Origin of the sequence: Rhizobium sp. BR 315 (genome assembly GCF_050577975.1) — a bacterium.
Lineage (GTDB): Bacteria > Pseudomonadota > Alphaproteobacteria > Rhizobiales > Rhizobiaceae > Rhizobium > Rhizobium miluonense.
The window spans coordinates 1-25234 of the sequence record NZ_JARWKZ010000070.1; the positions used below are offsets into that span (position 1 = coordinate 1).

22 protein-coding genes and 3 pseudogenes are annotated in these 25234 nt (G+C 58.0%); 13 read left to right on the forward strand and 12 right to left on the reverse strand.

Features of this window, described 5'->3' with window-relative positions; all coding sequences use genetic code 11:
• Positions 1–329: 329 nt before the first annotated feature.
• The 4 genes from QD409_RS32120 to pmtA all read right to left on the reverse strand — a co-directional run bounded on the left by QD409_RS32120 (position 330) and on the right by pmtA (position 5155).
• On the reverse strand, positions 330–1073 hold the full coding sequence (locus tag QD409_RS32120; protein WP_004119790.1) for an NYN domain-containing protein: 744 nt from the start codon (positions 1071–1073) through the stop codon (positions 330–332).
• A 575-nt stretch (positions 1074–1648) separates the two neighbouring features.
• On the reverse strand, positions 1649–2161 hold the full coding sequence (locus tag QD409_RS32125; RefSeq protein WP_210305302.1) for a DUF1419 domain-containing protein: 513 nt from the start codon (positions 2159–2161) through the stop codon (positions 1649–1651).
• A 111-nt stretch (positions 2162–2272) separates the two neighbouring features.
• On the reverse strand, positions 2273–3376 hold the full coding sequence (locus tag QD409_RS32130) for a DUF3991 and toprim domain-containing protein (RefSeq protein WP_430764697.1): 1104 nt from the start codon (positions 3374–3376) through the stop codon (positions 2273–2275).
• A 1188-nt stretch (positions 3377–4564) separates the two neighbouring features.
• A complete protein-coding gene (gene pmtA / locus QD409_RS32135) occupies positions 4565–5155 on the reverse strand; it encodes a phospholipid N-methyltransferase PmtA (RefSeq protein WP_004119780.1) in 591 nt (196 codons plus the stop codon).
• Positions 5156–5789: 634 nt separating this feature from the next.
• Here pmtA and QD409_RS32140 point away from each other — a divergent pair.
• Positions 5790–6875, forward strand: coding sequence for an extracellular catalytic domain type 2 short-chain-length polyhydroxyalkanoate depolymerase (locus QD409_RS32140; protein WP_004119777.1), 1086 nt, complete (start codon positions 5790–5792; stop codon positions 6873–6875).
• 182 nt (positions 6876–7057) lie between these two features.
• On the opposite strand, the gene QD409_RS32145 is transcribed toward QD409_RS32140, so the two are convergent.
• Positions 7058–7180, reverse strand: coding sequence for a hypothetical protein (locus QD409_RS32145; RefSeq protein WP_276307826.1), 123 nt, complete (start codon positions 7178–7180; stop codon positions 7058–7060).
• 273 nt (positions 7181–7453) lie between these two features.
• Here QD409_RS32145 and QD409_RS32150 point away from each other — a divergent pair, with 273 nt between their 5' ends.
• Entirely contained in the window at positions 7454–7912 is a 459-nt protein-coding gene (locus QD409_RS32150; RefSeq protein ID WP_004119775.1) for an Hsp20 family protein, read from the forward strand.
• A 94-nt stretch (positions 7913–8006) separates the two neighbouring features.
• Complete coding sequence (locus QD409_RS32155; RefSeq protein WP_004119772.1) at positions 8007–8516, forward strand: Hsp20/alpha crystallin family protein; 510 nt, start codon at positions 8007–8009, stop codon at positions 8514–8516.
• Between the two features lie 130 nt (positions 8517–8646).
• On the opposite strand, the gene QD409_RS32160 is transcribed toward QD409_RS32155, so the two are convergent.
• Positions 8647–9363: a hypothetical protein gene (locus tag QD409_RS32160; RefSeq protein WP_004119769.1), complete on the reverse strand. Its 717-nt coding sequence runs from the start codon at positions 9361–9363 to the stop codon at positions 8647–8649.
• Positions 9364–9856: 493 nt separating this feature from the next.
• Between QD409_RS32160 and glmS the strand changes: the two genes are divergently transcribed.
• From glmS to QD409_RS32205, 9 genes and pseudogenes are all read left to right on the forward strand, one after another.
• Positions 9857–11683 (forward strand): glutamine--fructose-6-phosphate transaminase (isomerizing), encoded by a 1827-nt coding sequence (gene glmS, locus QD409_RS32165; RefSeq protein WP_004119766.1) that lies wholly within the window; start codon positions 9857–9859, stop codon positions 11681–11683.
• 71 nt (positions 11684–11754) lie between these two features.
• The gene (gene msuE / locus QD409_RS32170; protein WP_004119752.1) at positions 11755–12285 is read left to right on the forward strand and encodes an FMN reductase; all 531 of its coding nucleotides are present in this window, start codon (positions 11755–11757) and stop codon (positions 12283–12285) included.
• 424 nt (positions 12286–12709) lie between these two features.
• Positions 12710–13783 carry an efflux RND transporter periplasmic adaptor subunit gene (locus tag QD409_RS32175; RefSeq protein ID WP_004119747.1) on the forward strand — a complete coding sequence of 358 codons (1074 nt, stop codon included), beginning with the start codon at positions 12710–12712 and terminating at the stop codon, positions 13781–13783.
• Positions 13783–16953, forward strand: coding sequence for an efflux RND transporter permease subunit (locus QD409_RS32180; RefSeq protein WP_430764698.1), 3171 nt, complete (start codon positions 13783–13785; stop codon positions 16951–16953). Before QD409_RS32175 ends, QD409_RS32180 begins: the two co-directional genes overlap by 1 nt.
• Before the next feature lie 166 nt (positions 16954–17119).
• Positions 17120–17454: pseudogene (locus QD409_RS32185) on the forward strand (type II toxin-antitoxin system RelE/ParE family toxin).
• Positions 17455–17604: 150 nt separating this feature from the next.
• The gene (locus tag QD409_RS32190) at positions 17605–17814 is read left to right on the forward strand and encodes a hypothetical protein (protein WP_135488292.1); all 210 of its coding nucleotides are present in this window, start codon (positions 17605–17607) and stop codon (positions 17812–17814) included.
• 143 nt (positions 17815–17957) lie between these two features.
• Positions 17958–18554, forward strand: coding sequence for an aminotransferase class I/II-fold pyridoxal phosphate-dependent enzyme (locus QD409_RS32195; protein ID WP_092576572.1), 597 nt, complete (start codon positions 17958–17960; stop codon positions 18552–18554).
• Positions 18457–19065: an aminotransferase class I/II-fold pyridoxal phosphate-dependent enzyme gene (locus tag QD409_RS32200; RefSeq protein ID WP_376766902.1), complete on the forward strand. Its 609-nt coding sequence runs from the start codon at positions 18457–18459 to the stop codon at positions 19063–19065. The genes QD409_RS32195 and QD409_RS32200 overlap by 98 nt, the downstream gene beginning before the upstream one ends.
• 6 nt (positions 19066–19071) lie before the next feature.
• Positions 19072–19527, forward strand: a pseudogene (locus QD409_RS32205) (non-homologous end-joining DNA ligase); the annotation flags it as partial.
• A gap of 77 nt (positions 19528–19604) precedes the next feature.
• Here QD409_RS32205 and QD409_RS32210 read toward each other — a convergent pair.
• From QD409_RS32210 to QD409_RS32235, 6 genes and pseudogenes are all read right to left on the reverse strand, one after another.
• Positions 19605–19928 (reverse strand): type II toxin-antitoxin system PemK/MazF family toxin, encoded by a 324-nt coding sequence (locus QD409_RS32210; protein ID WP_004119734.1) that lies wholly within the window; start codon positions 19926–19928, stop codon positions 19605–19607.
• Positions 19925–20149 carry an antitoxin MazE family protein gene (locus QD409_RS32215; protein ID WP_004119731.1) on the reverse strand — a complete coding sequence of 75 codons (225 nt, stop codon included), beginning with the start codon at positions 20147–20149 and terminating at the stop codon, positions 19925–19927. The genes QD409_RS32210 and QD409_RS32215 overlap by 4 nt, the downstream gene beginning before the upstream one ends.
• 396 nt (positions 20150–20545) lie before the next feature.
• Positions 20546–21370, reverse strand: a complete 825-nt coding sequence (locus QD409_RS32220) for a hypothetical protein (protein WP_240535448.1) — start codon at positions 21368–21370, stop codon at positions 20546–20548.
• 329 nt (positions 21371–21699) lie between these two features.
• The gene (locus tag QD409_RS32225) at positions 21700–22950 is read right to left on the reverse strand and encodes an MFS transporter (RefSeq protein WP_004119727.1); all 1251 of its coding nucleotides are present in this window, start codon (positions 22948–22950) and stop codon (positions 21700–21702) included.
• A 954-nt stretch (positions 22951–23904) separates the two neighbouring features.
• A pseudogene (locus tag QD409_RS32230) lies at positions 23905–24076 on the reverse strand (IS5/IS1182 family transposase); the annotation flags it as partial.
• Positions 24077–24394: 318 nt separating this feature from the next.
• Entirely contained in the window at positions 24395–24889 is a 495-nt protein-coding gene (locus QD409_RS32235; RefSeq protein WP_240535447.1) for a hypothetical protein, read from the reverse strand.
• 91 nt (positions 24890–24980) lie between these two features.
• Here QD409_RS32235 and QD409_RS32240 point away from each other — a divergent pair, with 91 nt between their 5' ends.
• A complete protein-coding gene (locus QD409_RS32240) occupies positions 24981–25157 on the forward strand; it encodes a hypothetical protein (RefSeq protein WP_154660805.1) in 177 nt (58 codons plus the stop codon).
• The last annotated feature ends 77 nt before the right edge of the window (positions 25158–25234 follow it).

The following is a 25234-nucleotide window of genomic DNA, read 5'->3' on the forward strand; positions in this document are numbered from 1 at the left end:
CCTTTTCGAGGATTGGACAGGCCTCTGCCTGTCCTTCGCGTCTTCATTCCTTCCGAAGACACGACCCGAAGCGCGGAGCGGGCAGCCGGGTGCAACTGCGGCCGAGCATCGCTGCCGCGAAGGACGAGCGGAGCTGACAGCCCTGCGAGGACCAGTGGCCGCCATTGCGAGCGGCGCGGTTGAGCGTCAGCGACGCCCGGCTACTCGATCTGCGAGTAGTCTTCCTCCATCTTTTCTTCCATTTCCATTCGCCTATCCCTTGCTCTCTCACCACAAAGCTTGGAGGATGCGGCGAACCAAAACGTGCTGATGGAGACCCGTACTAAACGTCACTTGGCGCTTTTCTTGGCAGAAGGTTGTTTGACGCGGATGCGCAGAGGTCTGCTGTCCGAATGGTCTATCTCGAACGCATTTGTCTTCTTCACGAGGTCGCTGAGCTTCCTGAATCCATATGTTCGGGGATCGAAGTCTGAAGAGAGGTTCGCAAGCTGCGTTCCGACTGCGCCGAGCGGCACCCAACCATCCTCACTCTCCATCTGCGCGATGACCTTTCTGATGATCGGCGCCGCTGCACTTGGCGGCTGGAGCGAAGGAGTTGCCTGAGTAGCATCGCCACCATTTGTAGGCGCTGAAGAGAGGAGGTTTTCAGTGTAGATAAACCTCCGGCACGCCTGGCGGAAGCTTTCGGGCGTTTTCTGCTCGCCAAAACCGAACACATCGATGCCTTGCTCACGGATCCGAGAGGCGAGGCGTGTAAAATCGCTGTCGGAGGAAACAAGGCAAAAGCCGTCGAAGCGCCCGCTGTGGAGGAGGTCCATGGCGTCGATCACAAGTGTGATATCAGAGGCATTTTTACCGGTCGTGTAGGCAAATTGCTGCTGCGGAATGATCGCGTGCCTGGCAAGGACGTCGATCCAGGCTTTCGAGCGAGCGTTTGCGAAGTCACCGTATATGCGTCGGACGCTCGCCTCGCCGATTTTGGCTATTTCCTCGAATAAGCCGTCAACGATCTTGGCCGACGCATTGTCAGCGTCAATTAGTACAGCAAGTCGCGGTGAACGTGTTTCAGGCATTCGATAGCTCCAATCTGTCCTAATGGACCGAAGACCACAAGATGGACAAGGGGCCCATGCCTCACAAGCCCGAAAGTGTCAGATGCTATCGGACCACGCGCAGTTTGCTGGCAAGGGGAGTCGCGTCAGGATCGTGCGCGGATAAATCGTCGGATGACCTGAACAAAAAAAATGGGCCAGCGAAAACCGCGGCCCATGAAGCGTGAAGGTCAATAAACCTCCAGAGGGGAACAGCTGCTGCGGCGGCACTGGGAGGAAATCCGCCATGTGCATCAGCTGTGTGCACTATGATTAATTTTTGATCGGAAGGAAAACATTTATTGTGCAATGCAGCTATGCGCGTGCTGCACCGCCACGGACGACCCATCGAGACGGGCTTGATCGTCAAGCGGCGTCAGACGTCCCCGCCGTTTCCCCGCGCGCCGCGGTCGCCAGGACCTCATCGACCTCCCGAACCTGTTGGCGCTTGTCGGAAAGGTCGTCMGCGAACGCGAACATGCCGCCGTCGCGCGAGCGATAGGAGACAAGACCGCCGCTCGGCCTCGTGCAAGCGATACCGATAGCGCTCCTGCGCCTCATCGACACCGTCGAGCGCATGCTCGAGCCGTGAAACCGCGCCGAGCGGCGTCATGGTGACGGCAAGATCGAGCTCCTGGGTTGCGCCGGTGCGCTGCAGCAGGGTTGTGTAGTGATAGCCGTCGATTGCGGTAACCGCCATACGTCGCGGCATCGGCGCTGCCGCGCGCAACCAGGTCGCGCACAGATGCGATCGGCGCGGGGAGGTGGCGCAGTTGGACCGGCAGCTTGGCGGCGACTTCGTCGTACACCTTGTCGGAGAGGTCGCAGTAACCGTGGAAGTAACGGATCGCCTCGTCGATGCGCAGCGCGAAGAACACGTATGTCACCGAGCCGGTGAGGAATTCCCGCATCGCGAACAGCGAGCCGCGGATCCAGAGCGGCGGCAGGATCTCGAACATGTAATCGTGCTCGGCCTCGGGGATTTCGAACCATTCGCCTGCATAGAGCGGAGTTGCGTCACGGTCCCGACGATCGGGTCGCTGGACGTGGCGGTCGAACGTGGGAAACATCTGCTGGCGGCTTGCGACGCCCTGAAACACTTGCGGAGGGAAGAGGCCATTTGCGGCTCCTTGCGCGGGCGGACCAAGCGCGGCTCAGTCCTCTCGACCCTGCCATCTTCTTCAGTCCTTCGTGATCCGTTTCCTGCCGCCGGCATCGCGACCTCCCGCATCCAGGGCTGGCTTTAGCCGGGAGAAGCCTCCCTTGACGCGGCCGGCTCGCCTGCGGCACGCCTCTTCCTCTTTCGCTTCTTCCTCCWATTTCTGTTTCTCGCTGCCCCGCTTCGGGCGTAGCTTCTGAACTTCGTTCCAGTCTTCTTGTGACGGGCGAAGTCGCATCCAGTCGCATCCCGCCTCCTCGGCAAGTGCGCGTAGTCGCTCGGCAAACATCTCGCCTTGTGGGTTGGCGTCGGTGGCAGCGACAAGCTGGACGTTGGGGCCCGACGCAAGCCTGCGGAGTGCMGCGGCCGTGGTCGGCGACCAGCCGCCGCCGGTGCTGAGGTAGAGTGTGCCGTCTCGCAGGCCCTCGATTGCCGCAAGGCTCATCGCGTCGATCGCAGCTTCCGTGACGGCCAGTCGCACCGCTGCACGCGACCCCAGACGAAAGAGAACCTTCGTTCCTCCCGAGGCGAACCCGCGGTATTGCGGACCGCGCGCCTCCCAGCCTGTGACACCGCCTGCCTCGTTCGTATGGGCGGCCCACATGGTGCCTTGCGGACCTTCGCGAAGAAGGTTGCGTTTGATCGCCGAGCATAAAAGAACCGTCGGCAGGCAACGCACGTCCTGCAGGTACCGCCAWGTTGATGAACCCCGCCAGGGGCGGCGGCGCGCCTGCCAGCGATCGCCAAGCGGAAGGTCGGATTGGCCGTCCGGAATGCCAGGCTGCCACTCAGCCTTGGAAATATGGAAGCCTATGAGGTCCGCGACCTTTGCGACGCATGCCGAAAAGCCAACACKGTCAAGGTGCTCGACCAATCCAAAGATATCGCCTTTCGCATCGCTGAGCGGATCGAACCATCCACGCCCTCCATGCGTCACGATGATGATCTCACTGCCGCGGCGGTACTTGACCGCCCGCCGGGTGCTTTCCTTGACGTCAATGGCAAACCCGTTCTTATCCAGCACGGCGGCGCAGCTTACCTTGTCGCGAAGCGATTCTATTTCTCTTCTCTCCATTTTCCTTCCGATCGCGAAAGCGATCGCCTCCTGCTCGTCAGTTCTATTCATCGGCCACTTCAGCGGCCGCGAAGAGCAAAGGACGCAAGGGCGCGGCTGGCAATTTGGTGAATCGTGCAAGGTCGACCGCGGCGAAGCCTCCCTTGCGGCCTGCCGCTCGCTAGCGGCACGCCGCAGGCCATGCCGCCGGCTCAATGCCAAGGCGTGTATTCATGGACGATCTCAAGATCGTTCATCGGCGTCGATTGCGTCGGACGGCAGGACGCCGTTATCCGCCGTCGACGGAGAAGAGGGTGACCGGGACCATCAGGTTGCGGGAGAGCTGGAAAGCGTGGGACTGGGCGAGTGAGAGATTCGTGCGACATGTGAGTGGTTCCTTCGGAGCGGCCCAATTCCCGCTCGATCACTCCACAAAAGGCCCGCCCGGGGAGGGCGCGATCACCGCTGCGCGACGCGGAAGCGGCCGCAGCATGGCTAGCGGACCGCTCGCGGGTGGAAGATCCGGAACCGGGCCAGGACTCCATCAACAGAGAGCGGGATTGGACTGGTTAGGGAGGTGCCTCACGCAACGACGCTCGACTGCATCGACCAGGTCACGATCTGCGGCCTGCGGTCTCGAAATGCCGGGCGGATTTCATCGGCCGCCTGCCTGCGCGATGCCATCGTATCGACCGGCTTATGGCATATTTGAACTCGGTGATTCCCCTGATGAGAGAGGATTGAGATAGCCAACGATATCAGCATCGGAATGTCTTTGTTCTTAGCTTAGAGGATGGCCGGGAACAGAGGTTGCCGACTTCTATGAGGCCGCTTTTGGTGCCCAACAGATCGACTTTTGCAATCTGGATGGCGCTTTGGCGGGCTTTGCAATGCGCTTTGGCGCAATGCCCGTTGCAGTCGCTGGATCCAATCCCCGGCGCGAGCAACACCCTTCTTACGGCGGCCCTTTTTCCCGAAAGCGCTGGGCAGTCAGCGCCATTTTCACGATCAACGTGATGACATTGAGCAAACCGCCGGCGCGGTGTGACTGCCGGAGCGATTGTCCGCGATGAGATAGAGACGGACATTTCTTGGCCGCCGCGAGGCCTCGATCTTCGATCGTTCGGCCCGCTCTGGGCGCTGGTCGAACGAAGGGCAGCGCGCGTCTGGAAAGCCGCCCAAGCGCTTTCCACATCGGTCGCGTTCGTCATCAGCCCAGCGATCAAAACTTTTCGATCAATGTTTATGAGATGGCCGAGGTCATCTCGTCTTTCGGTAGGTCCAAAGTTGTGCCGGCGGAATGTTGCGCATCATGAAAGCCAGATGACGGACCTCGTATCCGGCGGGAAGCGCGACGACTGGAGAGAGCAATCCATAGGTGATTTGGACGACGGGCCGCCCTGTCGGAATCCGTTCGAGAAGATCGAGGATCAGCGACAATCGCTTTGAAGGCGGCAAATGAAGGAGGGGCACAGCGGAGATGACGCAGTCGAACTTTGCACCTCGCTGAGCGCCCAGAACGAGATCCAGCGCAAAGGCGTCTCCACATCGAACGTCGACCTCGGGAAACTCCTGCTGAAGATGCCGACAGAACTCGGGCGAATACTCGATGGACAAGAGCTCCTTGGGCCCAACGCCGCGCGCCAGGATCTGTTTTGTGATTACGCCGGTTGCCGGACCCAGTTCAAGGACAGGAAGGCTGGAGAAAGGATCGATAACGCTTGCCATCTTCTTTGCCGTCGCAACGGAAGTGGGCGTTATGGCGCCTACCGCTGTGCGGTCGCGCTTCCAGCCCTTCAGGAACGCGATCTCATCCTTGAACTTCAACCCCAGCCGCTGCCGCACGCCCATTTTGCCTCCGCTTTGACACCCGATCAGAATCATGGGAGCGACAAACACCGTCAAAATGCGACAAATGCAAGCCCGGCGGCGGCATTTTCAGCTCAACATCGCCTTTTGCTCATAAAAGAAACCCGCGGCGAGCACCATTCACTACCAAGCCACGCCCTTTGGGCGCCTTGGTTCTCCGGTTCAGACCGGCATACTTCGAAAGAAATGCCAGCTTTACCATATTCTCGGGAGTTCCATCACAGTTAAAGCACACTCACAATGATCGCTGAGGGCTCCCCGATCAGGCTGTCAACGAACCAATCAATTCGTCACGTCTCCAAAAGCGAGCGACATACGATTTTGTCGGAATACGTCGACGCGGCGCACGGGCGAGGAGCCATGCCCCGACATTTTGATGATATGCCGTTTTTGGTGGCATGAAATTTGTACGAAATCAGTCGTGGAGGAATGCACCACGACATTCGATCCGAGGTTGGGCATCTTCTATGTTTAGCAGCGCGGCAACAATTGCAATCGAATCTGTGGCTTTCGGCAGGGGCAGTGAACCGCATGCGGCACGAAAAGCCTCCTCTGACAATCTGGTCGCAAATTTAAGGGCGCGACCAAAGCTATTCCCGCAAAGGGGTATGAGGGTATGAGCGCAAAGATTTTTCCGGATTGGAAGAAAACCAGGTTTTGTAGCCTGGTTAAACGAATTGTCACCGCAAGTTTCAGCCTGCTGCTGCTGACCGGGGTGGCACAAACCCAAGCGCTGCCAAAACTGAAGATCGATCGCAACGCGATCTCGGTGTCGGGCCTATCATCGGGAGCGTTCATGGCCTCGCAGTTGCAGGTCGCGTATTCATCAAGTTTCATGGGAGCCGGCATTGTCGCTGGTGGACCTTATTTTTGCGCTATGGGCAATCTCACCTATACGGGAATCTGCATGGGCCAAGTGCCGCGCGTTCCTCCAAATCCTGCGATGTTGTTCGCTGCGGCGGAAACGTCTTCGCGGATCGGCGCCATCGACCCGCTTTCCAACCTTGGATCAAAGAAGATTTACATTTTCAGCGGTACGGCCGATACGATCGTCAAGCAAAGTGCCGTCGATGCTAGCGTCCAGTTTTTCAAATTGGCCCGAGTTCCCGATTCAAACCTCGCCTATGTCAGCAATTACCCTGCCGGTCACTCGTTTGTTTCGAAGGTCTTCGGGAATTTGTGCCCGACCAACGCAACGCCGTACATCAACGAATGTGTGAACGATCCCCCAAATACTGCCAACGACAACAATTACGACCAGGCTGGCGCGATTTTGCAGTTCATCTATGGCAAGCTTAACCAGCCGGCCGCCAAACCAACTGGGAAGTTGAGGGCGTTCGACCAGAAACTCTACGGGGCCGCCAACCCGGTGTCGAGCATGGCGGATGTGGGGCATGTCTTTATCCCCGACAGCTGCGGCAAGCCTAGGGCCAACTGCAAACTGCATGTTTCCATCCATGGCTGCCGCCAATCGCAGCAATCGATTGGGGACGATTGGTATACCAAGCTCTATCTGAATAACTGGGCGGATACCAACGGTATCATAGTGCTGTATCCGCAAGTCAATAAGTCACTCCGGAGGCCGTATAATCCCCGGGGTTGTTGGGACTGGTGGGGCTTTACAGGCAGCAACTATGCGATCAAGGGTGCTGTCCAAATGGACGCCATTATGAAGATGATCGCTGCTCTGGGCGCCCTCTGACGGCGAAGCGCCAAGACACCTGCAGTTATCGCCGTGGCGACATCCGTTCTCCTTGGGTGGACCGAGTGTTACCACACGCGGGCATCATAACCGCGTTGCGCCTTGGGGCCGAGCTTAACCTTGACCATATTGGCGAGATTCGACGCCCTACGGCATCTTCTCCCGAGCGTTCGAAAGGAATTTCACTTCAGATTACCATCGTTCGAGAGATCGAACGTGACGACCTTCTGCGCATGGACAAAGAGGTTCTTATGAGTTTCTACGCGCGGCATCGGAATGAAAATGACGCGCGAACTGTAATCCATTTGGCATCGCGCCAACCTATCTCGGTTTTGATTTTTGCGGTTTTAACACGATGGTGAGATTCCAAAGCTCTCGAACGTCTAGATTTCTAACCGTATGAACTTATAGTGATTGTTTGAGTCACTCCCGCTCGAAAAGTCTTGCGCGCCCTCTTGACCCTACCTCGCTAGCTACCCATTTCATCTGTCGTCGACGCCAAAAAGAGTCGACTACGTCAGGGGCGCCGAGCTTCTTGGCGTTCCTCGTATCTATGTTGCTCCGTGGAGGATGTAGCTATGAGAACAAACCTCGATCTTACCCCTTTCTATAGGTCCAGCATCGGCTTCGACCGCATATTCGATCTTCTCGAAAATGCCAGCGTTAACGCCGACAAGTGGCCGCCTTTCAACATCCTAAAACTCGGCGAAGACACGTATCGCATCGCGATCGCGGTGGCAGGTTTTGCCGAAAGCGAACTGACGATCACCCACGAGGCAAAAATGCTCGTGGTGAACGGCGCGAAGTCCGAGGACGACGAAGCACTGTATCTGCATCAAGGCCTTCCCGTAAGGTCGTTTGTGCGCAGATTTGAGCTGGCTGATCACGTGATCGTCGAAGGAGCAAAGCTCGAAAACGGGCTACTCCTCATCAATCTCAAGAAGGAAACACCTGTGGAGATGAAGTCGCGTCGGATTGCCATCCAAGCCGAGACTGCCAAAGCCGCTTCAAAGCAGATTGAGGGCGCCAAAGCCTAGCGTGATGCGCACCTGCTTACTCCTCGGCTGTTCCCGAACCGCCAAGGACGTCATCGCACGACAGGAGAAAAAAACCGAAGAAAGGATGATAGTCATGAGTGTACGTGACCTGATCCCATGGAGCCGTGGCAACAGCCAGGTTCCGAACGTCTATCGTGGCGACGACATAGACCCGTTCCTGTCGCTTCACCGCAATGTCAACCGTCTGTTCGACGAAGTCTTCCGCAGTTTCGGTCCGCCATCGTTGTTTGGTGGCACATCGCCGATTGGCGCCGAGTGGCCGCACGTAGAGATCAAGGAGAATGACGACGAAATCCGAGTGATAGCGGAAATTCCGGGCATCGATCCAGAGGATATCGAGTTGCTGCTGAAAGACGGCGTGCTTACGCTTCGTGGTGAAAACAAGTCCGATACCGAGGACAAGGATCGCGGGTTCAGCGAGCGTTATTACGGACGCTTCGAACGGCGACTGGCTTTGGGTCGCCAGCTTGATGAGAGTAAGGTCGCCGCAACGTTCAAGAACGGCCTTCTTACGGTGACGCTGCCGAAGACCGAGAAGGAGCGAGCCAACGTCAAGCGGATCGCCATCGACAACACCGAATAATACCGACAGCTGCAAGCTCGCCGGGTACAAACGCACCCGACGAGCTTCGGCAACGGCGACGCTGTCTTACGGTCGCGATCGAAAATACCATCCCGGGCGCTGCGCTTTTGGTCGCAGCGCCAATGGGCACTTAGTGGGTAAGCAGAGGTGGAGGCGGGAAGTCCAATACATTGCTCGTATAGCTTTCGACCAGCGCACTGAACGGAGTGCCGTCCTGAAGCTTCAGCACTGCATGATGTTCGAGAAGAAAGGGCGGTAGTATAAGAGATCCCGTTGCGGGTGTCGGTAGTTCCTTTTCCACGTCCCATCCTTCTGGAAGAGGGGACCACAGCAAATTGGAAGATAGATTTGTGCGGGTGAATTTAAGAGATTGGACGGCTCTGCCAAAGGCAACGTCGCTCGTATTCAACGCTTTATTCATGTCCATTGTCAGCCTTGCCGGAACATACCAATTGTCAGCCTCAGAAAGGACGCGATTGCCGCAAACGAGGCGGACATGTCGGTAGGCGATGGGCTCGTCGGGGCCGACCGCCAGAAGTTCTCGGATGCGGCTATTGACGGGCTTGTCTCTCCCGCGTACCCGCTGTGCAACGATCTTAGAACCTTGCGGTGCGAGATTGTGTCCGGCACACCACCGGTCGAGCGTCAAAGTGGCACTAGCATTACTCAGGAGAGTTGCATTCAAGGTCTGGAGAATCGCAAGCGCCTCAATCCGTGCCGTTGGCGTGTTTGGCCATTGCACCGTGGTGAACGATTCCTGCGCCGATATGCTATGCGCGGCCAGCATGATCGCAGCAGCAGGTGCAAATGCGATAACCCGTATAAACTTCCAACAGTAAATTGACACGAAAAGTCATCCTTTGTGCGAGTTTGATGAGCGGTCGAGACGATATTTATTGCCAGGGAGGCTTTCCCACAAGAACGCTCGAAGGTGACTTCTAAAAGGCTGTGTGAGCGGACCTACCGTCCCGCTTTCAAGGTTTCCGTAGATACCTGGCACCAATGATGGCTGCTGAGCGCATCATGACGGACGTTACCTCTGCCTTGGGAAACCGGCCGGTTTATGTCCGAGGCGGCACCCGTCGTCCCAGCGTGAAAACCGATGCGGCGATAATCCATGACGTAAATGGGTGCGATCCAAAGAATCGATTTTTCCAATAAGTCGAGTGCCGTTAGAACGCGCTGAATTTGGCTTAGCGCGACAGCACGACGGTTTTGCCACGGAGTTCTGACGGAATGATAGCCGTCATGGCGATCAAGGAGTGAAGCAGCTTCGCTCACTCCAGACTGACGGACTAGGTGAGTGCGTTGTGGCCGATATGCGAAAACGCGGAGAATGTATGTGCGGGATTGTGGGTATTGTCGGCCATCATCCGGTTTCGGACCGGTTGATAGACGCATTGAAACGGCTTGAATATCGTGGCTACGATTCGGCAGGCGTCGCGACGATCGACGGTGGAGCGCTCCATCGCCGGCGCTGTGAGGGCAAGCTCCTCAACCTTGAAGCAAAGCTGAAAGAACTGCCCCTGGCGGGCACAATCGGCATTGGCCATACGCGCTGGGCAACCCATGGCGCGCCGACGGAACGCAATGCCCACCCACATTTTAGCGACGGCATCGCAGTCGTCCACAATGGGATAATCGAGAATTTCGCCGAATTGAAGGATGAGCTKACCGCGGCCGGCACCGAGTTCCAAACCGACACCGACACGGAGGTCATCGCGCATCTCGTGGCAAGACTTCGCCGGGACGGCATGGCCCGGCGCGAAGCTATGCATGCGATGCTGAAGCGCGTCCGAGGCGCTTACTCGCTGGCTCTGCTCTTCGAGGAGGACCCTTCGACCATCATGGCTGCCCGGAATGGCCCGCCGCTCGCGATCGGTCACGGAAGCGGCGAGATGTTTCTCGGATCGGACGCGATTGCGCTGGCGCCCTTCACTAACGAGATCACCTACCTGATCGACGGCGATTGGGCGGTCATCGACAAGACTGGCGTCCGTATCTTCGATATCGACGGAAAGGTCACCACCCGACCGCGGCAGATCTCGGTGGTGACGGCCCATATGATCGACAAGGGCAACTATCGCCATTTCATGGAGAAGGAGATTTACGACCAGCCGGAGGCCATCTCCGATACCCTTGGCCATTACATCAACTTCAGCGACAATCAGGTGGTCGCGGCTTGGCGCGACACCGTCTTCACCAACGTGCAAAGCTTGGCGATCTCCGCCTGCGGCACTGCGTACTTGGCCGGACTAATCGGCAAATACTGGTTCGAGCACTACGCACGTCTGCCGGTCGAAATTGATGTCGCCTCCGAATTTCGGTACCGCGAAATCCCGTTCTCGCCACAGGTGGCAGCTCTCTTCATCTCACAGTCGGGCGAGACGGCCGATACACTTGCTTGCCTACGCTATTGCAAGGAGCACGGCTTGAAGACCGGTGCAGTCGTCAACACGCCCGAATCGACGATAGCACGAGAGTCCGACACTGTGTTCCCGATCCTCGCCGGACCGGAGATCGGCGTTGCGTCTACGAAGGCCTTTACATGCCAACTCGCCGTATTGGCTGCGCTCGCGGTTGCTGCCGGCAGGGCGCGTGGCACCCTTACGGAGAAGGAGGAACAGACACTGGTCGCCCGGCTTGCCGAGATGCCGCGCGTCATTGGGCAGGTGCTCAACAGCATCCAACCCAGGATCGAACTTCTGTCGCGTGAATTGGCAAAGTGCCGCGCCGTGCTCTATCTTGGCCGCGGAACCAGCTTCCCTTTGGCCATGGAAGGCGCCCTGAAACTAAAGGAGATTTCCTATATTCACGCGCAAGGGTATGCTGCCGGCGAACTGAAACACGGTCCAATTGCTCTCATCGATGAGAACATGCCGGTTATCGTGATCGCACCACACGACCGCTTTTTCGATAAGACCGCTTCCAACATGCAGGAGGTTGCGGCCCGCGGCGGACGGATCATCTTGATCACGGATGAGAAGGGCGCTCGCGCCTTGAAGCTCGACACGATGCAAACAATCGTTCTTCCAAATGTGGACGAGATCATTGCGCCGATGATCTTCTCGCTGCCGGTCCAACTACTCGCCTATCATACGGCCGTGTTTGCGGGCACGGACGTCGATCAGCCGCGCAATCTGGCGAAATCAGTCACCGTCGAATAGGTCATCGTTTCCGTAAGGGACGAATGACAGAGTTTAGATGACTTATAACTGCTGAGCATTTGGAGATCGACATGCCGCAAACGAAGATATTTGGCTTCTCGGGGAACATAACACGACCGTCCACGACGCGCACATTCGTCGACCATATCGTCGGGCAATTGGCAATCAAAACGCGAGCGGTGGCGCAGTCCTTCGATGTCGATGACCTTGGACCTTCACTATTGGCGGCCAAACGGCTAGACGACCTCAGCGCTCAAGCACGCGGGGTCGTAGACCAAATGCTGGAGGCAGACGTCCTGGTTGTAGGCTCACCCACCTACAAGGGCAGTTACACCGGCCTATTCAAGCACTATTTCGATTTGCTCGATCCAACATCGCTGAGGGGCAAGCCTATCATCATCGCTGCGACGGGCGGAGGCGAGCGTCATTCGCTTGTCGTCGAGCATCAGTTGCGCCCTCTGTTCGGGTTCTTTGAAGCGCTTGCGATGCCGACCGCAATCTATGCCACCCGTAATGACTTCGCCCACGGGGAGGTGATTTCCGAGGCCATCCGCATGCGTGTAGGCCGGGCTGTCGAGGAAGCAGCATACGCAATAGGATGACCAGACGCAGCAAACGTCGGCGCAACAGGCTCTATTGTCCCACGCGAACCTTAAGAGGCGATTTAGCGGTATTCACCGCCTCGAAGACAACGTTGACTCTGTGTTTCCCTGGTCCAATCGGATGCCAGTGTCCTCAAAACGCTAGCCTCTCCCCGGCCGTAGGTGGTCTTGTTATAGTTGGCGAGTGCGCCCAATCCTGGCTCAATCCAGCAGCTGATTGGCGATCTCTGACGGAGTCGCCGACAAAAAACTGCTGCTTTGGACGGCGGAATAGCCCGACATCACTGGTGTCGCCAAGATGTTTTGAACAGTTGAGTTTTGTCACCTTCGAGACCGTCAGGCATTTCAACTTTGCACCACAACAGCCGACATTTTTGACGCCACGGTTGAGCGCGGACACCCGTGAACTGCGAGGAATTGCCATTTGAGAAAACCGTGTCTTCTACTCGCTGCCGTTCTTGTCTGTGCAGCACTCCAGTTTCCCTGCGCCAATAGCATGGCTGAACAGGCGGCCGCACCCGCTCTGACGGTTTCTCTGACGGCGCCGGCAATACGGGACTGGCCGGAGACCGTTCCCGCGAGCGGCTGGTTGAAGCCCTGGCAGGAAGCAATCATCGCGTCCGAAACGAGTGGCCTGCGCATCACCGACGTCCTGGCGGATGTCGGGTCCGTGGTCACGAAGGGGCAGACGCTGGCCCGGCTTTCGCAGGAGAGCGTGCTGGCGGACCTTCGCAAGCAGGAGGCGGCTGTCGTGACTGCCAAGGCAAATCTGACAAAGGCCAAGGCGAATGCGGATCGTGCACGCCAGCTCAGCACTTCGGGGGCCCTCGCCGACGAGAAAATCACTGGATATCTGGCCGACGAGCAGACGGCGACGGCAAGCCTGACATCCGAGGAAGCCGCGCTCGACAGTGAAAAGATCAAGCTTGCGCAGACGACTATCACCGCCGCCGACGATGGCCTCATAACCTCGCGTTCGGCCGATCTCGGCGCCGTCGTCTCCACCGGCACCGAGCTGTTCCGCATGGTGCGCCAGCAGCGTGTCGAATGGCAGGCCGAAGTATCGGCGCGTTATCTGCCGCGCATTTCGGAAGGCTTGAGCGTTAGGATCAACGGGCCGGAAGGTCACGTCATTGCCGGCAAGGTGCGGCTTGTCGGACCCTCGGTCAGCACCGACACCAGCCGGGCGATCGTCTATGTCGCGCTTCCCGCCGACATTCGTCCGCGGACCGGCCTCTACGTCACGGGCAGCATCGAGTTGCAGACCACACCGGCGCTCACCGTCCCCGAGACCGCAATCGTGTTCCGGGATGGCATCAGCTACGTCTTCACCGCCGGCGAGGACAAGCGGGTGCGACGGGTCCGCGTCGAAACCGGCCGCCGCAACAATGGTGAAGTCGAGATCGTCTTCGGCATCGATCGGTCGTCGAAGGTCGTGACGTCAGGCGGTGCCTTTCTGTCGGACAATGACCTCGTGAAGATTGCGGAGAAGAACTGATGAATTTCTCCGCCTTCTCGATCCGCAATCCCATACCAGCGATATTGCTGTTTGTGATGTTTGGATTTGGTGGGCTTTGGGCATTCAAACAGCTGGCGGTTCAGTACTTTCCGGATATGGACCTGCCGACCATCAGTGTCACCGCCACGCTCGACGGCGCTGCGCCGACGCAGCTCGAGACGGAGGTTGCCCGCACCATCGAGGATAGCCTCACCTCCTTGAGCCATCTCGATCATATTCTCACGACGATCACCGACGGCACCGTCTCGACCAAGGTATCCTTCAAGCTGGAGAAAGACAGCGAAACGGCCCTCAATGAGGTCCGCAATGCCGTCGATAGCGTCAAGGCCGATCTGCCGGCACAGATGGCGACGCCGATCATTACGAAGGCCACCGTCCAAAGCTCCGCACTTGTCACCTATGCCGTCCGCTCGACCGCTCTCAACGAGACCGAACTCTCCTGGTTTGTCGATAACGATCTGACCAAGGCACTGCTATCGGTCCCGGGCGTCGGCCAGGTCAACCGCATCGGCGGGATCGATCGCGAGGTCCATGTCGATCTCGATCCTTCGACGATGGCGTCGTTCGGCGTCACCGCCGCGACCGTATCAGCGCAGTTGAAGGCCGTGCAAGCCGACAAGTCTGGCGGCCTTGGCGAAGTCGGCGGCACGCGTCAGACATTGCGCACGCTCGGCGCCGTAGAGTCGGTCGAGGCCCTGAGGGAGCTCACTATACCGCTCGCTAACGGGCAGCAGGCCCGACTCGACGACATCGCCTCGGTCAAGGACAGCTTCGCGGAGCGCACCTCGATGGCCTATCTCGACGGCAAGCCGGTGATCGCCGTCGAAATCAAGCGTTCGAACGGGTTTTCCGACAGCAGCGTTTCGGCTGACGTTAACACGGCAATGAAAAATTTCGCAGCGTCGCATCCCAATGTGCAGATCCATGCAGTCTACAGCCTGATCGGGTCAATTCTCGGCAATTATGACGGCGCGATGCACATACTGTATGAGGGTGCGATCCTGGCGATCGTGGTTGTCTGGCTCTTCCTTCGGGACTGGCGCGCGACGATCCTGTCGGCTGTGGCACTGCCCTTGTCGGTCATACCGACCTTCCTGGTCATGTACCTGGCGGGCTTCAGTCTGAACGTCGTCACCTTGCTGGCGCTGTCGCTTGTGGTAGGTATTCTCGTCGACGACGCCATCGTCGAGATTGAAAACATTGCCCGCCACCTGCAGATGGGCAAGCGGCCGATCGATGCCGCGATGGAGGCGGCCAACGAGATCGGGCTGGCCGTCATCGCCACCACCTTCACGCTGGTCGCCGTCTTCCTGCCGACGGCATTCATGAGCGGCATACCGGGCCTCCTGTTCCGTCAGTTCGGCATCACCGCCGCTGTTGCCGTCGTTGCCTCGCTTGTCGTTGCGCGTCTGCTTACCCCCATGATGGCAGCCTATTTCATGAAGGCTCATCCGTCGGAGCAGAAGGATGGCCGAATCATGCGCGCCTATATGGCGCTCGCGAAGGCTGCCCTCGATCACCGGAAGACAACAGTGGCCGTGACTGCCGTCGTCGTTGCGGTTTCGCTTTCCGTTATCCCCCTCTTAAGAACGGGATACCTGCCAGCCGCTGACGACTCGCGGACGCAGATCACGCTCACCCTGCAGCCCGGCGCCACTGTCGAGCAAACCGACGCCGCAACCAGGAAGGCCGCAGATATTCTCAGTGAGATTCCCGACGTGACACATGTGTTTGCGGCTATCGGCTCGGGATCCTCGGGCGGTGGTGCGACGGTCGCCAGGAGCAGTGTCGGGTCTGCCGCGATCGTCGCCACGCTGACGCCGATTGATGAGCGCGACCGCAAGCAGTCGGAGATCGAAAACGATATCCGGCAGGCGCTCTCCGTCCTCCCCGGAGTGCGTGTGGCGGTCGGTATCGGCAACGGTACCAAGCTCGAGTTCACTCTGGCCAGCGACGATGCCAGTGCGCTCGATAGCGCAAGCACGGCGCTCGAGGAGCAGTTGCGCACGCTGCATGGCATCGGTGCGGTGACATCAACGGCCGCAAGGCAGGCGCCGGAAATTCAGATCACGCCCGACTTTGCGCGCGCCGCAGCGCTCGGGGTAACGTCGAATGCGATCGCCAGCGCCGTGCGCGTGGCGACAAATGGGGAATATTCCTCCGACCTGCCGAAGCTCAACCTGCCGCAACGCCAGATCCCGATCGTCGTCCGCTTCTCGCCGGAAACGCGCACCAGTCTGGATGATATCAAGACCATGCGGGTGGCCGGCACCAATGGCAATGTCGATCTCGGATCGATTGCCGATGTCCGCATCGGCGGCAGCCCTTCGGAGATCGACCGTATCGACCGCATGCGCAATGTCACCGTTTCCGTCGAACTCAACGGCCGCATTCTGGGCGATGTCAACCGCGAGGCGAAGGCGCTGCCGGCTCTCCAGCATCTGCCGCCAGGCGTTACGCTGGTGGAACAGGGCGAGTTGCAGCGCAGCTCCGAGCTGTTCCAGAGCTTCGCGCTTGCGATGGCGATCGGTGTGTTCTGCATCTATGCGGTGCTCGTCCTGCTGTTCCACGATTTCCTGCAGCCGCTCACGCTTCTGATGGCCCTGCCGCTCTCGCTCGGCGGCGCGCTGGTGCCGCTGGTGGTGACGGGCACCAGTTTCTCGATGCCTGCCGTCATCGGCCTTCTCATGCTGATGGGCGTTGTGACGAAGAACTCCATCCTTCTCATCGAATATGCGATCATGTCACGTCGCCGAGGCATGTCCCGGTTCGATGCGCTCGTCGATGCCTGCCACAAGCGGGCGCGGCCGATCGTCATGACCACCATAGCCATGGCCTCGGGCATGCTGCCGGCCGCGCTCAGCCTGTCGGGTGGGGATTCCAGCTTCCGGCAGCCGATGGCCATTGTGGTGATCGGAGGCGTGATGATATCAWCGCTGCTCAGCCTCATCATTATCCCGGTCATCTTCACCTTCGTCGACGACCTGCAAAATTTGCTCAAATCGTTCAATCGCCGAGCGCTTCGACGCCATGCGACCTGCGGGCGAGAGACGGAGTTCAGTAATTTGCCAGGCGATCTCGGCGGCGATACAGGGAAATCCCTAGAGATGACTCCATCTCAGCATAAAGTCATCGAACCCACACCTTGATCGGGACTGGAGGCGTTTTTGGCAAACGCTTCTCGTTGTCGATCAAATCACGCGAATTCCAACCCTCGGCCTGTCATTGATATTGCCTCCTGCGGTCAAGTGCGAAGCTCGGCGCCTTCTTTGTTGCGGCAGTCGCGCGTGTGGATACTATGCGCGGCAGCAGATAATGCATTTTAATTTTAGCCTTTCAGTTGAGGCGGAAGAGGACATCATTGCGATCGCCGAACAAGGTGTAAGCATGTTCGGATCCACACAGGCGAGGCGATATCATGATGACTTGTTCGCTGTGCTTGACCTCATTGCCGCCAACCCGCGAATGGCACGTGAGCTGGAAGAGATTTCGCCACCGTTAGAATTCATCCGTTCGAGGCCCATCCTATTGTCTACAAGATCGAGGAAAACGGAGCAATTTTCGTGATCCGAATACGCCATAGACATGAAGACTGGACCGGCGATCCTGTCTTGGACTCACTGAGTAGACCAACATGCATCATTGTGTGAGAGGCGTTACGGTCGGGCTGTGACGCATGTCAGATCAGCTACATCGCCGTTATCCTGTGCTTTTTCTCCTGATTTTTTGGAGGAGATGGCCTAACCGATTTGCCGGACAGCAGTCTGGAGAGTTCGTTCTAAGATAACGTCGGGGACTGAGTGACGCAGCAGTTCGATTTGTTTGTTTCAAGTGAGACACCTTCCGCGAAGGCAGCTGCTTCATTGCCTGCCAAGCGCCAACGGTCAGCTGCTTTAAGTGAGGACGATATGGTGCAGCAACTCCAGGCGACCGGCCGATATCGCATCCTCAAAAAACTCGAACCGCGTGCCATCGCAACGGAGGCGCGGCCCGGATTCCCGTTGAAGTGAGGTGGCTCCTGATCGAGGCTCGCCCGGGCAAAGGAACCTTCGTTCGCGAGGGGCCCGCAAGTCCCGCCGAGGTTGTCGACCTATCTTGGCAATCTGTCGCGCTTGGAGCTGCGCGGGGAGACGGTGGTTTTTTGGAAACTTCATTGACGCTTCCACCAGCCGACGGCTTGATCTTGAGCATGGGCTACCTGCCGCCTGATCTACAGGCGTCTGGCCTTTTGGCACACGCGCTCCGTCGAGCCGCAGGTCGTGTCGATCTTTGGGATAGACTGCCGATCGAGGGTCTTCAGTCATTGCGGGCGTGGTTCGCGCGCGAGATCGGAAACGGCGCCGTGTTCTCACCCCACGATGTCATCATATGCAACGGCGGACAGGCGGCGATCACTGCGACGCTACGGGCACTTGTGCCGCCTGGACGTCCCATTCTTGTGGAGACGCCGACCTATACTGGCGCTATGTCGGCTGCCCGGGCGGCGGGTCTTGAAGTCATTCCCGTAGCCATTGACGAAAACGGAGTGCGACCGGAACTGCTGGAGGACGCCTTCGAACAGACGGGGGCCCGGGTCTTTTACAGCCAACCAACCTTCTCCAATCCTTCGGGCGTCGTCATGTCGAATGAGCGGCGAGCTGCTGTCCTCGACATTGCTGCAAAGGCAGGCGGGCGCCTTCATCATCGAGGACGACTGGGCGCGCGATCTCGATCTGGCAGGCAACGCACCGGCTCCGCTTGCGACGGCTGATCGCCATGGACACGTTGTTTATATTAGGTCCCTTGCCAAATCGGCTGCACCCGGTTTGAGGGTCGCAGCCGTTATCGCAAGGGGAGCTGCCCTGGCACGGCTGAAGGTGGCTCGCGCGAGTCAAGACTTTTTTGTTTCCGGTCCCTTGCAAGCGGCGGCTTTGGCCGTTGTCTCCGCGCCAAGATGGAAGCCTCATCTCAAGGCCGTCCGCGCTGCCCTAATCGAGCGGCGCGATGTCCTCGTCGGGGTGCTGCGCGAGGAAGTTGGGGATTGCGTGACGTTCCAGGTCCCGACCGGAGGCATGCACCTTTGGCTACGCTTGCCGGATCACGTCTGCGATGTCGCACTCGCTGCAGACCTGGCCCGGAACGACGTTATCGTTGGCGCTGGTCGCCCATGGTTTCCTGCGGACCCAGAAGGCTCTTTCCTGCGGCTAACTTTCGCAGGCCACCCCACCACTCTTGTTGAGGGCGCAAAGCGCCTCAGCCAGGCTATTAAACACAAACTTTAATCTTGGATAACGGAAGGAATAGGGGTTAGTCCGCTGCGCGAGAAGCGGCAGGGCCAGCCACGCTTTCCATTTGACCCAATGCCGGAACGGGTCGAGCCATGCCTTGCACTGCTCGAAGCCGCCGAAGGGTGCCGATTGGGTCTATGAGATCAAATGGGACGGATCCCGCTTGGCCGTCCATATCGAGCCGCAGCGTGTTCGCATCCTTACGCGTGGTGCCATGATTGGACACATCGCTTTCCATCGATTGCCGCGGCAGCAGGTGAGATCGGTGGGAACGCCATCCTCGATCGCGAGGCGGTTGTTCTTGATGAGGTAAGACGGTCAGACTTCCGTGCCCTTCAGCAGGCGCTGGGCGGTCGCGGCGGTAAACGGAGTTCGGGGGAGGCGATTTTCTACGCCTTCGATCTTCTGTACTTCGATGGCCACGATCTCCGCCAGATGGAGCTATCCGAGCGCCGGTAGGCACTTTCCGGCGTGGTACACGGGGACGCGGATGCAGTTATGCCGGGCTACCAGCACCCCGGATGGGTTCATCTTTAAGCAACACCTAAAAAAACGGCGAGCGATCTTGTGACCGCCAGGAGCGCATCATCTTCCAGGCGACCGATCGTTGTGCCAATTCTATCCCGTTTCACGGACATGGCTTTGTCCACCATCACTTGCGAGGCTTTTCGCAATCCGCTTTGCACTGTCGGCTGAATGGTTGGTCGAATGAGCGGCGCGTCGACCAGTGTGCTGGAGATCAGCAGGACAGTGATCGTTCCAGTTGCATCAAACTGATCGGCCTGGATGATTAGTGCTGGACGCGGCTTGCCGAAATCACCGCTGATTGCGACGGTCACAATGTCACCGCGCCTCACGCTTCACCCTCGTCGTCCAGGTCATCGAGAGCGGCGTCAAGGAAGTCTTGCAGACTGGGATCGGCGGCATCGGCAAGGGCTACCTGAACGGACTGACGATGGCATTCGGCGGCAAAACCAGGGCGACGAGTATCGGGAACCCATATTTGCACAGGACGCAGCCCAGCGGCGCGCAACGTCTCACGGCGCTTTTGAACTCGTTCGTTGACCGAGCTTGCCATGATCAAACTCCAATGTGATTGTTACATGTAACATAATGGGCGAGCCCCGCCATGTCAATGAGTCGCAGCAGAGCGTGAAGGTACTCACTCTGGCGGGGACAAGTTGCGGTATATTCAGGCGTCGGTTGGGAGGGGCGGGCTGATCGAGTTCCGGCGCTTGCCTGGGGCCTTTGCCGAAGAACCGACCATTCATCGTCCACAACGACTGGTCGTCAAAATGTGTCGACGAAGTGGATTGGTGACCCGACATTTTCAAAAACAAAAGAGGCAATTACCTCAGAGCGATACGGCACTGTCGCGTACGCTTCAGGATACAGTAAATGCGAACCATCCTGTGCCCATATTTGCGCCGCCCAATGTTTGGCAGATGCGAACGAATGCCAACACAACGCCCGGTCAGTTGGCAACGAGTTTGAGCCAATTCGCGTTGACCCAGCCCTTGTTCTTATAGGGCAGGGGGTGCGTTTTCGTTGAATGGCATCTCACATTGGGGGTCTCGCTCCCGTAGACGACACCGGCCCACTGTCCGCGCTGCTGGAAGGCGATGACCATATCGCCATTGTGAAGTTCGCCAAGCTGGCGGTACTGGCTGCCAGGCCCGGACCTTATTGCGAGAAAGCCGTCCCCGTTGGCTTTTAGTCCGGCAACCATGTTGCTCGAGCAGTTTGCCACCTGACCGTCTCCGCCCTCTTCCAGAATTTGGACGTCCAGGTCACCGCCCGCGGCCGTCGCTTTTTCCGTGGCAGGCTGATCGCTTTTTCCTTGCTCCGGTTTGAAATCCCTGCCGTTCCAGTACAGGGTCGAATAGCAGGTGTCGGACCCGGCGCGGCCGCAGCTACTTCCATGCAGGGCAAGCTTGATCGCCGGTCGCCCTGCGATCTCGACAAAGCCTATGCCCTGCACATAGTCGTCAAAGATGGATTTGTAACTTTTGTTGGGTTTGGCCACGAAAATCTGCGTCTCGCATCCAGCCGAACCGCAAAAGGATGAAGGCATGCCGACACATTTCAAATGAGCGTAATCAAGAATGTAATCCGGAACCTGATCGCCGTTGATGTCCTTGATGCTGACGAAGCCCTTTTCAAGCTTGGCAGGCCCTCCGCAGTCTTTCTTGGACTCGTCGATCGCCGCCTGAACGGGCTGGGGGAGCGACTGCGCCGATGCGGCGCCCGAGCATGCGAGAGCGGCCGCCGCGCTTACCACCAGAATTGCCTTGCGCATTTTTCCCTCCGGAGCAGCCGAATTGCGACGCCTCGCCTGGACATTGGTGTCCGAGACGGCGCGTGTATTGCAAGGAAACATACATGAAAGGGCGAGCGTCTTGTATCGCCTGAACGGGCGATGACCGCGCATATAGCCCAGCACTGCGCCGTCACATTGCGGAATGGACCGCGGACAGTGATCGCAGTGGCCGTAGAGTGACGAACTGCTCGAAGCTCGGCGCCACGCCAAATCCGGCGTCTACAGGCCATAAGGCTAAGCCGCTGCGGGCTGGCTCGCTGCAATTCGTGCAGATTGGCTAATGGGCTCGCGGTCCTTAGCCCTGTCTCTTAAGGTCGATTGCTCCAAGCAATAAAACCTCCGACGAGCATTAGGAATGACGTAAAAAAGAACACTGAATGTATACCGGCATGAGCAGCTAATACGCCGCCAATGGCCGGGCCGAGCACTTGACCCGCGTGCTGCGCCGATGTCGACCAGCCGAGGATCGCGCCGACGGCTTGCTCGGGGACGCTGTGGCGTATCACGCTGCCGATACAAGGTAGCAAGCCCCCTAAAACGAGCCCCATCAATATTCGCAGCCCCACCAACTCCAAAACGTTCGTAACGAAAGCTTGTGACAGAAGGAGTGCCGCAGCGATGCACATTGCGACAACGATAACTTTCCAGTGCCCGACGCGATCTGCTAGTCTTCCAAGGTGCGAGGCGGAAAGAACACTCCCAAACGCTGTACCCGAAATGACCAGACCGGCCCAAAGGGTAACATGACGATTTGGCTCGACGAGTTGCGAAATGTAAATCGCTGTTATTGGTTCAATGGACAGATTGGCGATCATCAGAAGCAAGCCCGTCGCCAGCATTGCCAAGACAGGCCTCCTGCTTGGGATCGTCGACCAACTGTTGGAGTGTTCACGCTCTGTCGTTCGAGCATTGAAATTCTCTCTGATCAAAAATGCGCTGGCAACAAAAGTGAGGAAGACTAATGCCGCAGTCAAAAAGAACGTTTCTCGAATGCCGATTAATGTTGGTAGAAATCCGCCGATCAGCGGGCCGACGAGGTTGCCCCCCATAATCCCCGTGGCCAAGAACCCCAACGCCCAGCCAATACGGTCTTTGGGAACCTGTGTCGCTACCAAAGCATATGATCCAGACGAGTAGCCTCCGAGTAGACCGGCTAAAAATCTCATAGCCAGCAACTGCCATACATCTTGAGCTACACCCATCAAGGCCATCGCTGCGACCACGCCCAAGCTTGCGCGAACCATCATCGCCTTCCGACCGTAGCGGTCGGCAAGTCTTCCCCAGAGCGGGGCAACCAGTGCGGCCGCAAGGAAAGTCACGCCGTACGCCACGCCCGAAAACTGCGCTATGGATGCTTGGTCGCTGACGCCTAATTCCCGGATATATAGGGGTAAGAAGGGAAGTAACATTGTCATGGCAACGGTCGTGGTGAACGAACCGGCAGCACAAACAATAAGGTTCGTCCTCCAATAGGGCGTGCTGCCGTTCAGATACGAGCTCGCATTCCCAAGCTTATTTCCACTGTTGAGCACTGTGAATCGCACTTCTTGCTGGGGCATATGGATTTCGGGCACACATTCGGTGTCAATGCCGACCTCGAACCGACTGCTTCGCTTCCGTGTGCGTCGAGGATTGCTAAAGACGTTATGGATCAGAAGTCCTCCTCAGTCGCGGGATAATCCGCTCTATGGCGGAAGGGATTGACCCTGTGGTCAATGCCTTCTCCGGTAGAATGTACTCTGGTAGATATCTGACATGTTGCTCTTGTAGCCCCCGGTCCGTCCGCTGGATTTAGCCGAGAAAGGAATGTTCGCCGGCAGCTCCCGCCGTTTCGCTACAGGGCTGCAAGGCTCGTGCCAAAAACACCGAAAGACTTCCTGTCAGCTTTTCAGCTATTTAACTTGAGACAAAATGAGTTTGCTCAACAAAACTGTGTCGCAAACCCGGTGCAGACGCGTCAAATGAGATGCTCCCGCCGTCTCAACTATGCATTTCGCGGACATCTTGTAATTTCCGTTGCCAGCAGGTTGTCAACGATGAAATCGATATTGTGTTCTTAGAGCGCGCACGCGAACGCGTCTCTCGTGCCGCTTGTTCTCTGTAGCATTTAGGAGCCGCATAAAAGCGGCAGAGCCGGCTGCTCGGCTGATAACAAGATAGGTTGTCATTCTTGAGTTCAGGAAGTCGGCGACACAGTGAGATCGGTGCGCCATGCTGCGGCACTCGCGAAACCAGCCAAACTTAAATCAGCAGGTTTGGAGCACCTACCGTCGCTCTGCCCCACTTCCCCAAGCATGCAGCACGCCGCGGTGTTGACCCAGATCAACGTAGCCAACCGCATTGCTGGTAATCTTAAGCATTGCTAAATCCGAAGGTTAAATGCGGAGGTGACACAATGCTAGCGGCAGCAAGAAAAGATTATCTCGTCGGCCCGTCGCGGAATGCAATCCCGTGTTTGGGGCGTTGGTGCATGGATTGGGATTTGAGGGGATGGCGATCTTTGAAACGGCTGTCTATGGCGTGGCTGCCCTACGGCGGACGGATTTCGGGCGTGCGCAAGCAAGCATGCGGTTGAGGACGGCGCAGCCGATAGCGACTTCGGTCTGCTGCACGGGAGACGATCTTGCGCGCAAAACGTTTTCCGATGATGGACTTGTATCCCCCAATGGCGGTCTCGATCAGCGAGCAACGGCTCAGCCATTGAATATCGCGAGTTGACCGAAGGCGAAACCGTTGAAGATCGCTGGAACTGCTCTATCCGCGACTGACGACCGTGGGCGCACCGCGGCGAAGAATTTCGCGCGATCCACGATGTCTTTTCCTTTTTTGGATAGCTTCGGCAGCAACCGGCATTCAGTTTGGTTTCATCGTGTGGTAACGGACCGTTGCGCGAGCAAAACGCCCCCCGGAAATTTGCTCGCGCACAATGAACCACACCCGGTTCCTCGGCCCTGCCTCACTGCCTTGAGGTGGGGCCATTTCACTAAAGACCGCTCCAGAACGTCACAGCTTCGCCGCCCCGGTGAAGAAGTCGTCGATCTGCTGGGGCGTGAAGCCCATCGCCTGAAAGCCCTCCTGCATCATCGGCGACGATTTGACGAACGAGCCGGAATATTCATAGGCGATCTGCACCGATCGGTCCTGCGTTTTCACCCATCCATCGACCTGGTCGAGAAGGCCTGCAGCGAGGAGCTGCAGTTTGAATTGGCGCGCTGAAACCATCTCAGGGACAACGATTGGCGCAACATAATCGGCGATCATGCCCCCGCCATTTACCCAATCGACTATGATCTGATTGTCCTCTGCGACGAAGAATTCCCCTTCGTCGGAAACGATACGGATGGATTTCGGATCAGATGCCGTTCGTGTGACGCCGGGAGAAAGCGTCTGGTCAATCGTATCGAGCACCGGCGAGATATCGACCGGTGTGGCCTGCCCGCGAGCGGCGCCGTAGAGCTGGTTTGCTTCAGCGTTGCGAGCATTCGTCAAGTCGGTCATTACCCGCGCCGCACTGTCGGGAGCATCGAAGCCTTCGGATATTCGATGGCGCAACGTCCGTCGTCTTCAACTGCGGCACCGGCGCTCTGGCATGTGCTCGGCCCTCGAAATCGCCCATGTGGCGTTCTCCGCGGTCGCTGCCACCGGCAAGATCAAGCCAGCGACTGTTTCCAAGGAAGGCGCCGCCTACGCGGGCGTCGAGACGATCTGCGCCGATCCATCCCACACCACCACCGTCAATGCCGTTGTGCTCGTCGCACAGGCCTAGTACCCCTCCGCAGAGATTATGACTCTTTGACTGGATAGGCCTTGTGGAGTTTTTCACGGGCTTTTTCGGTGGTGAAC

What these genes read in the sequence shown, in the direction of transcription:
- msuE (WP_004119752.1), top strand. Translation starts at nt 11,755, where the DNA reads ATGCCGCAAACGAAGATATTTGGCTTCTCGGGGAACATAACACGACCG.
- QD409_RS32140 (WP_004119777.1), top strand. Translation starts at nt 5,790, where the DNA reads ATGAGCGCAAAGATTTTTCCGGATTGGAAGAAAACCAGGTTTTGTAGC.
- QD409_RS32120 (WP_004119790.1), bottom strand. Translation starts at nt 1,073, where the DNA reads ATGCCTGAAACACGTTCACCGCGACTTGCTGTACTAATTGACGCTGAC.
- QD409_RS32235 (WP_240535447.1), bottom strand. Translation starts at nt 24,889, where the DNA reads ATGACCGACTTGACGAATGCTCGCAACGCTGAAGCAAACCAGCTCTAC.
- QD409_RS32145 (WP_276307826.1), bottom strand. Translation starts at nt 7,180, where the DNA reads ATGGATTACAGTTCGCGCGTCATTTTCATTCCGATGCCGCGCGTAGAA.
- QD409_RS32225 (WP_004119727.1), bottom strand. Translation starts at nt 22,950, where the DNA reads ATGCCCCAGCAAGAAGTGCGATTCACAGTGCTCAACAGTGGAAATAAG.
- QD409_RS32220 (WP_240535448.1), bottom strand. Translation starts at nt 21,370, where the DNA reads ATGCGCAAGGCAATTCTGGTGGTAAGCGCGGCGGCCGCTCTCGCATGC.
- QD409_RS32240 (WP_154660805.1), top strand. Translation starts at nt 24,981, where the DNA reads ATGTGCTCGGCCCTCGAAATCGCCCATGTGGCGTTCTCCGCGGTCGCT.
- QD409_RS32155 (WP_004119772.1), top strand. Translation starts at nt 8,007, where the DNA reads ATGAGTGTACGTGACCTGATCCCATGGAGCCGTGGCAACAGCCAGGTT.
- QD409_RS32150 (WP_004119775.1), top strand. Translation starts at nt 7,454, where the DNA reads ATGAGAACAAACCTCGATCTTACCCCTTTCTATAGGTCCAGCATCGGC.
- QD409_RS32215 (WP_004119731.1), bottom strand. Translation starts at nt 20,149, where the DNA reads ATGGCAAGCTCGGTCAACGAACGAGTTCAAAAGCGCCGTGAGACGTTG.
- QD409_RS32125 (WP_210305302.1), bottom strand. Translation starts at nt 2,161, where the DNA reads ATGTTTCCCACGTTCGACCGCCACGTCCAGCGACCCGATCGTCGGGAC.
- pmtA (WP_004119780.1), bottom strand. Translation starts at nt 5,155, where the DNA reads ATGGGCGTGCGGCAGCGGCTGGGGTTGAAGTTCAAGGATGAGATCGCG.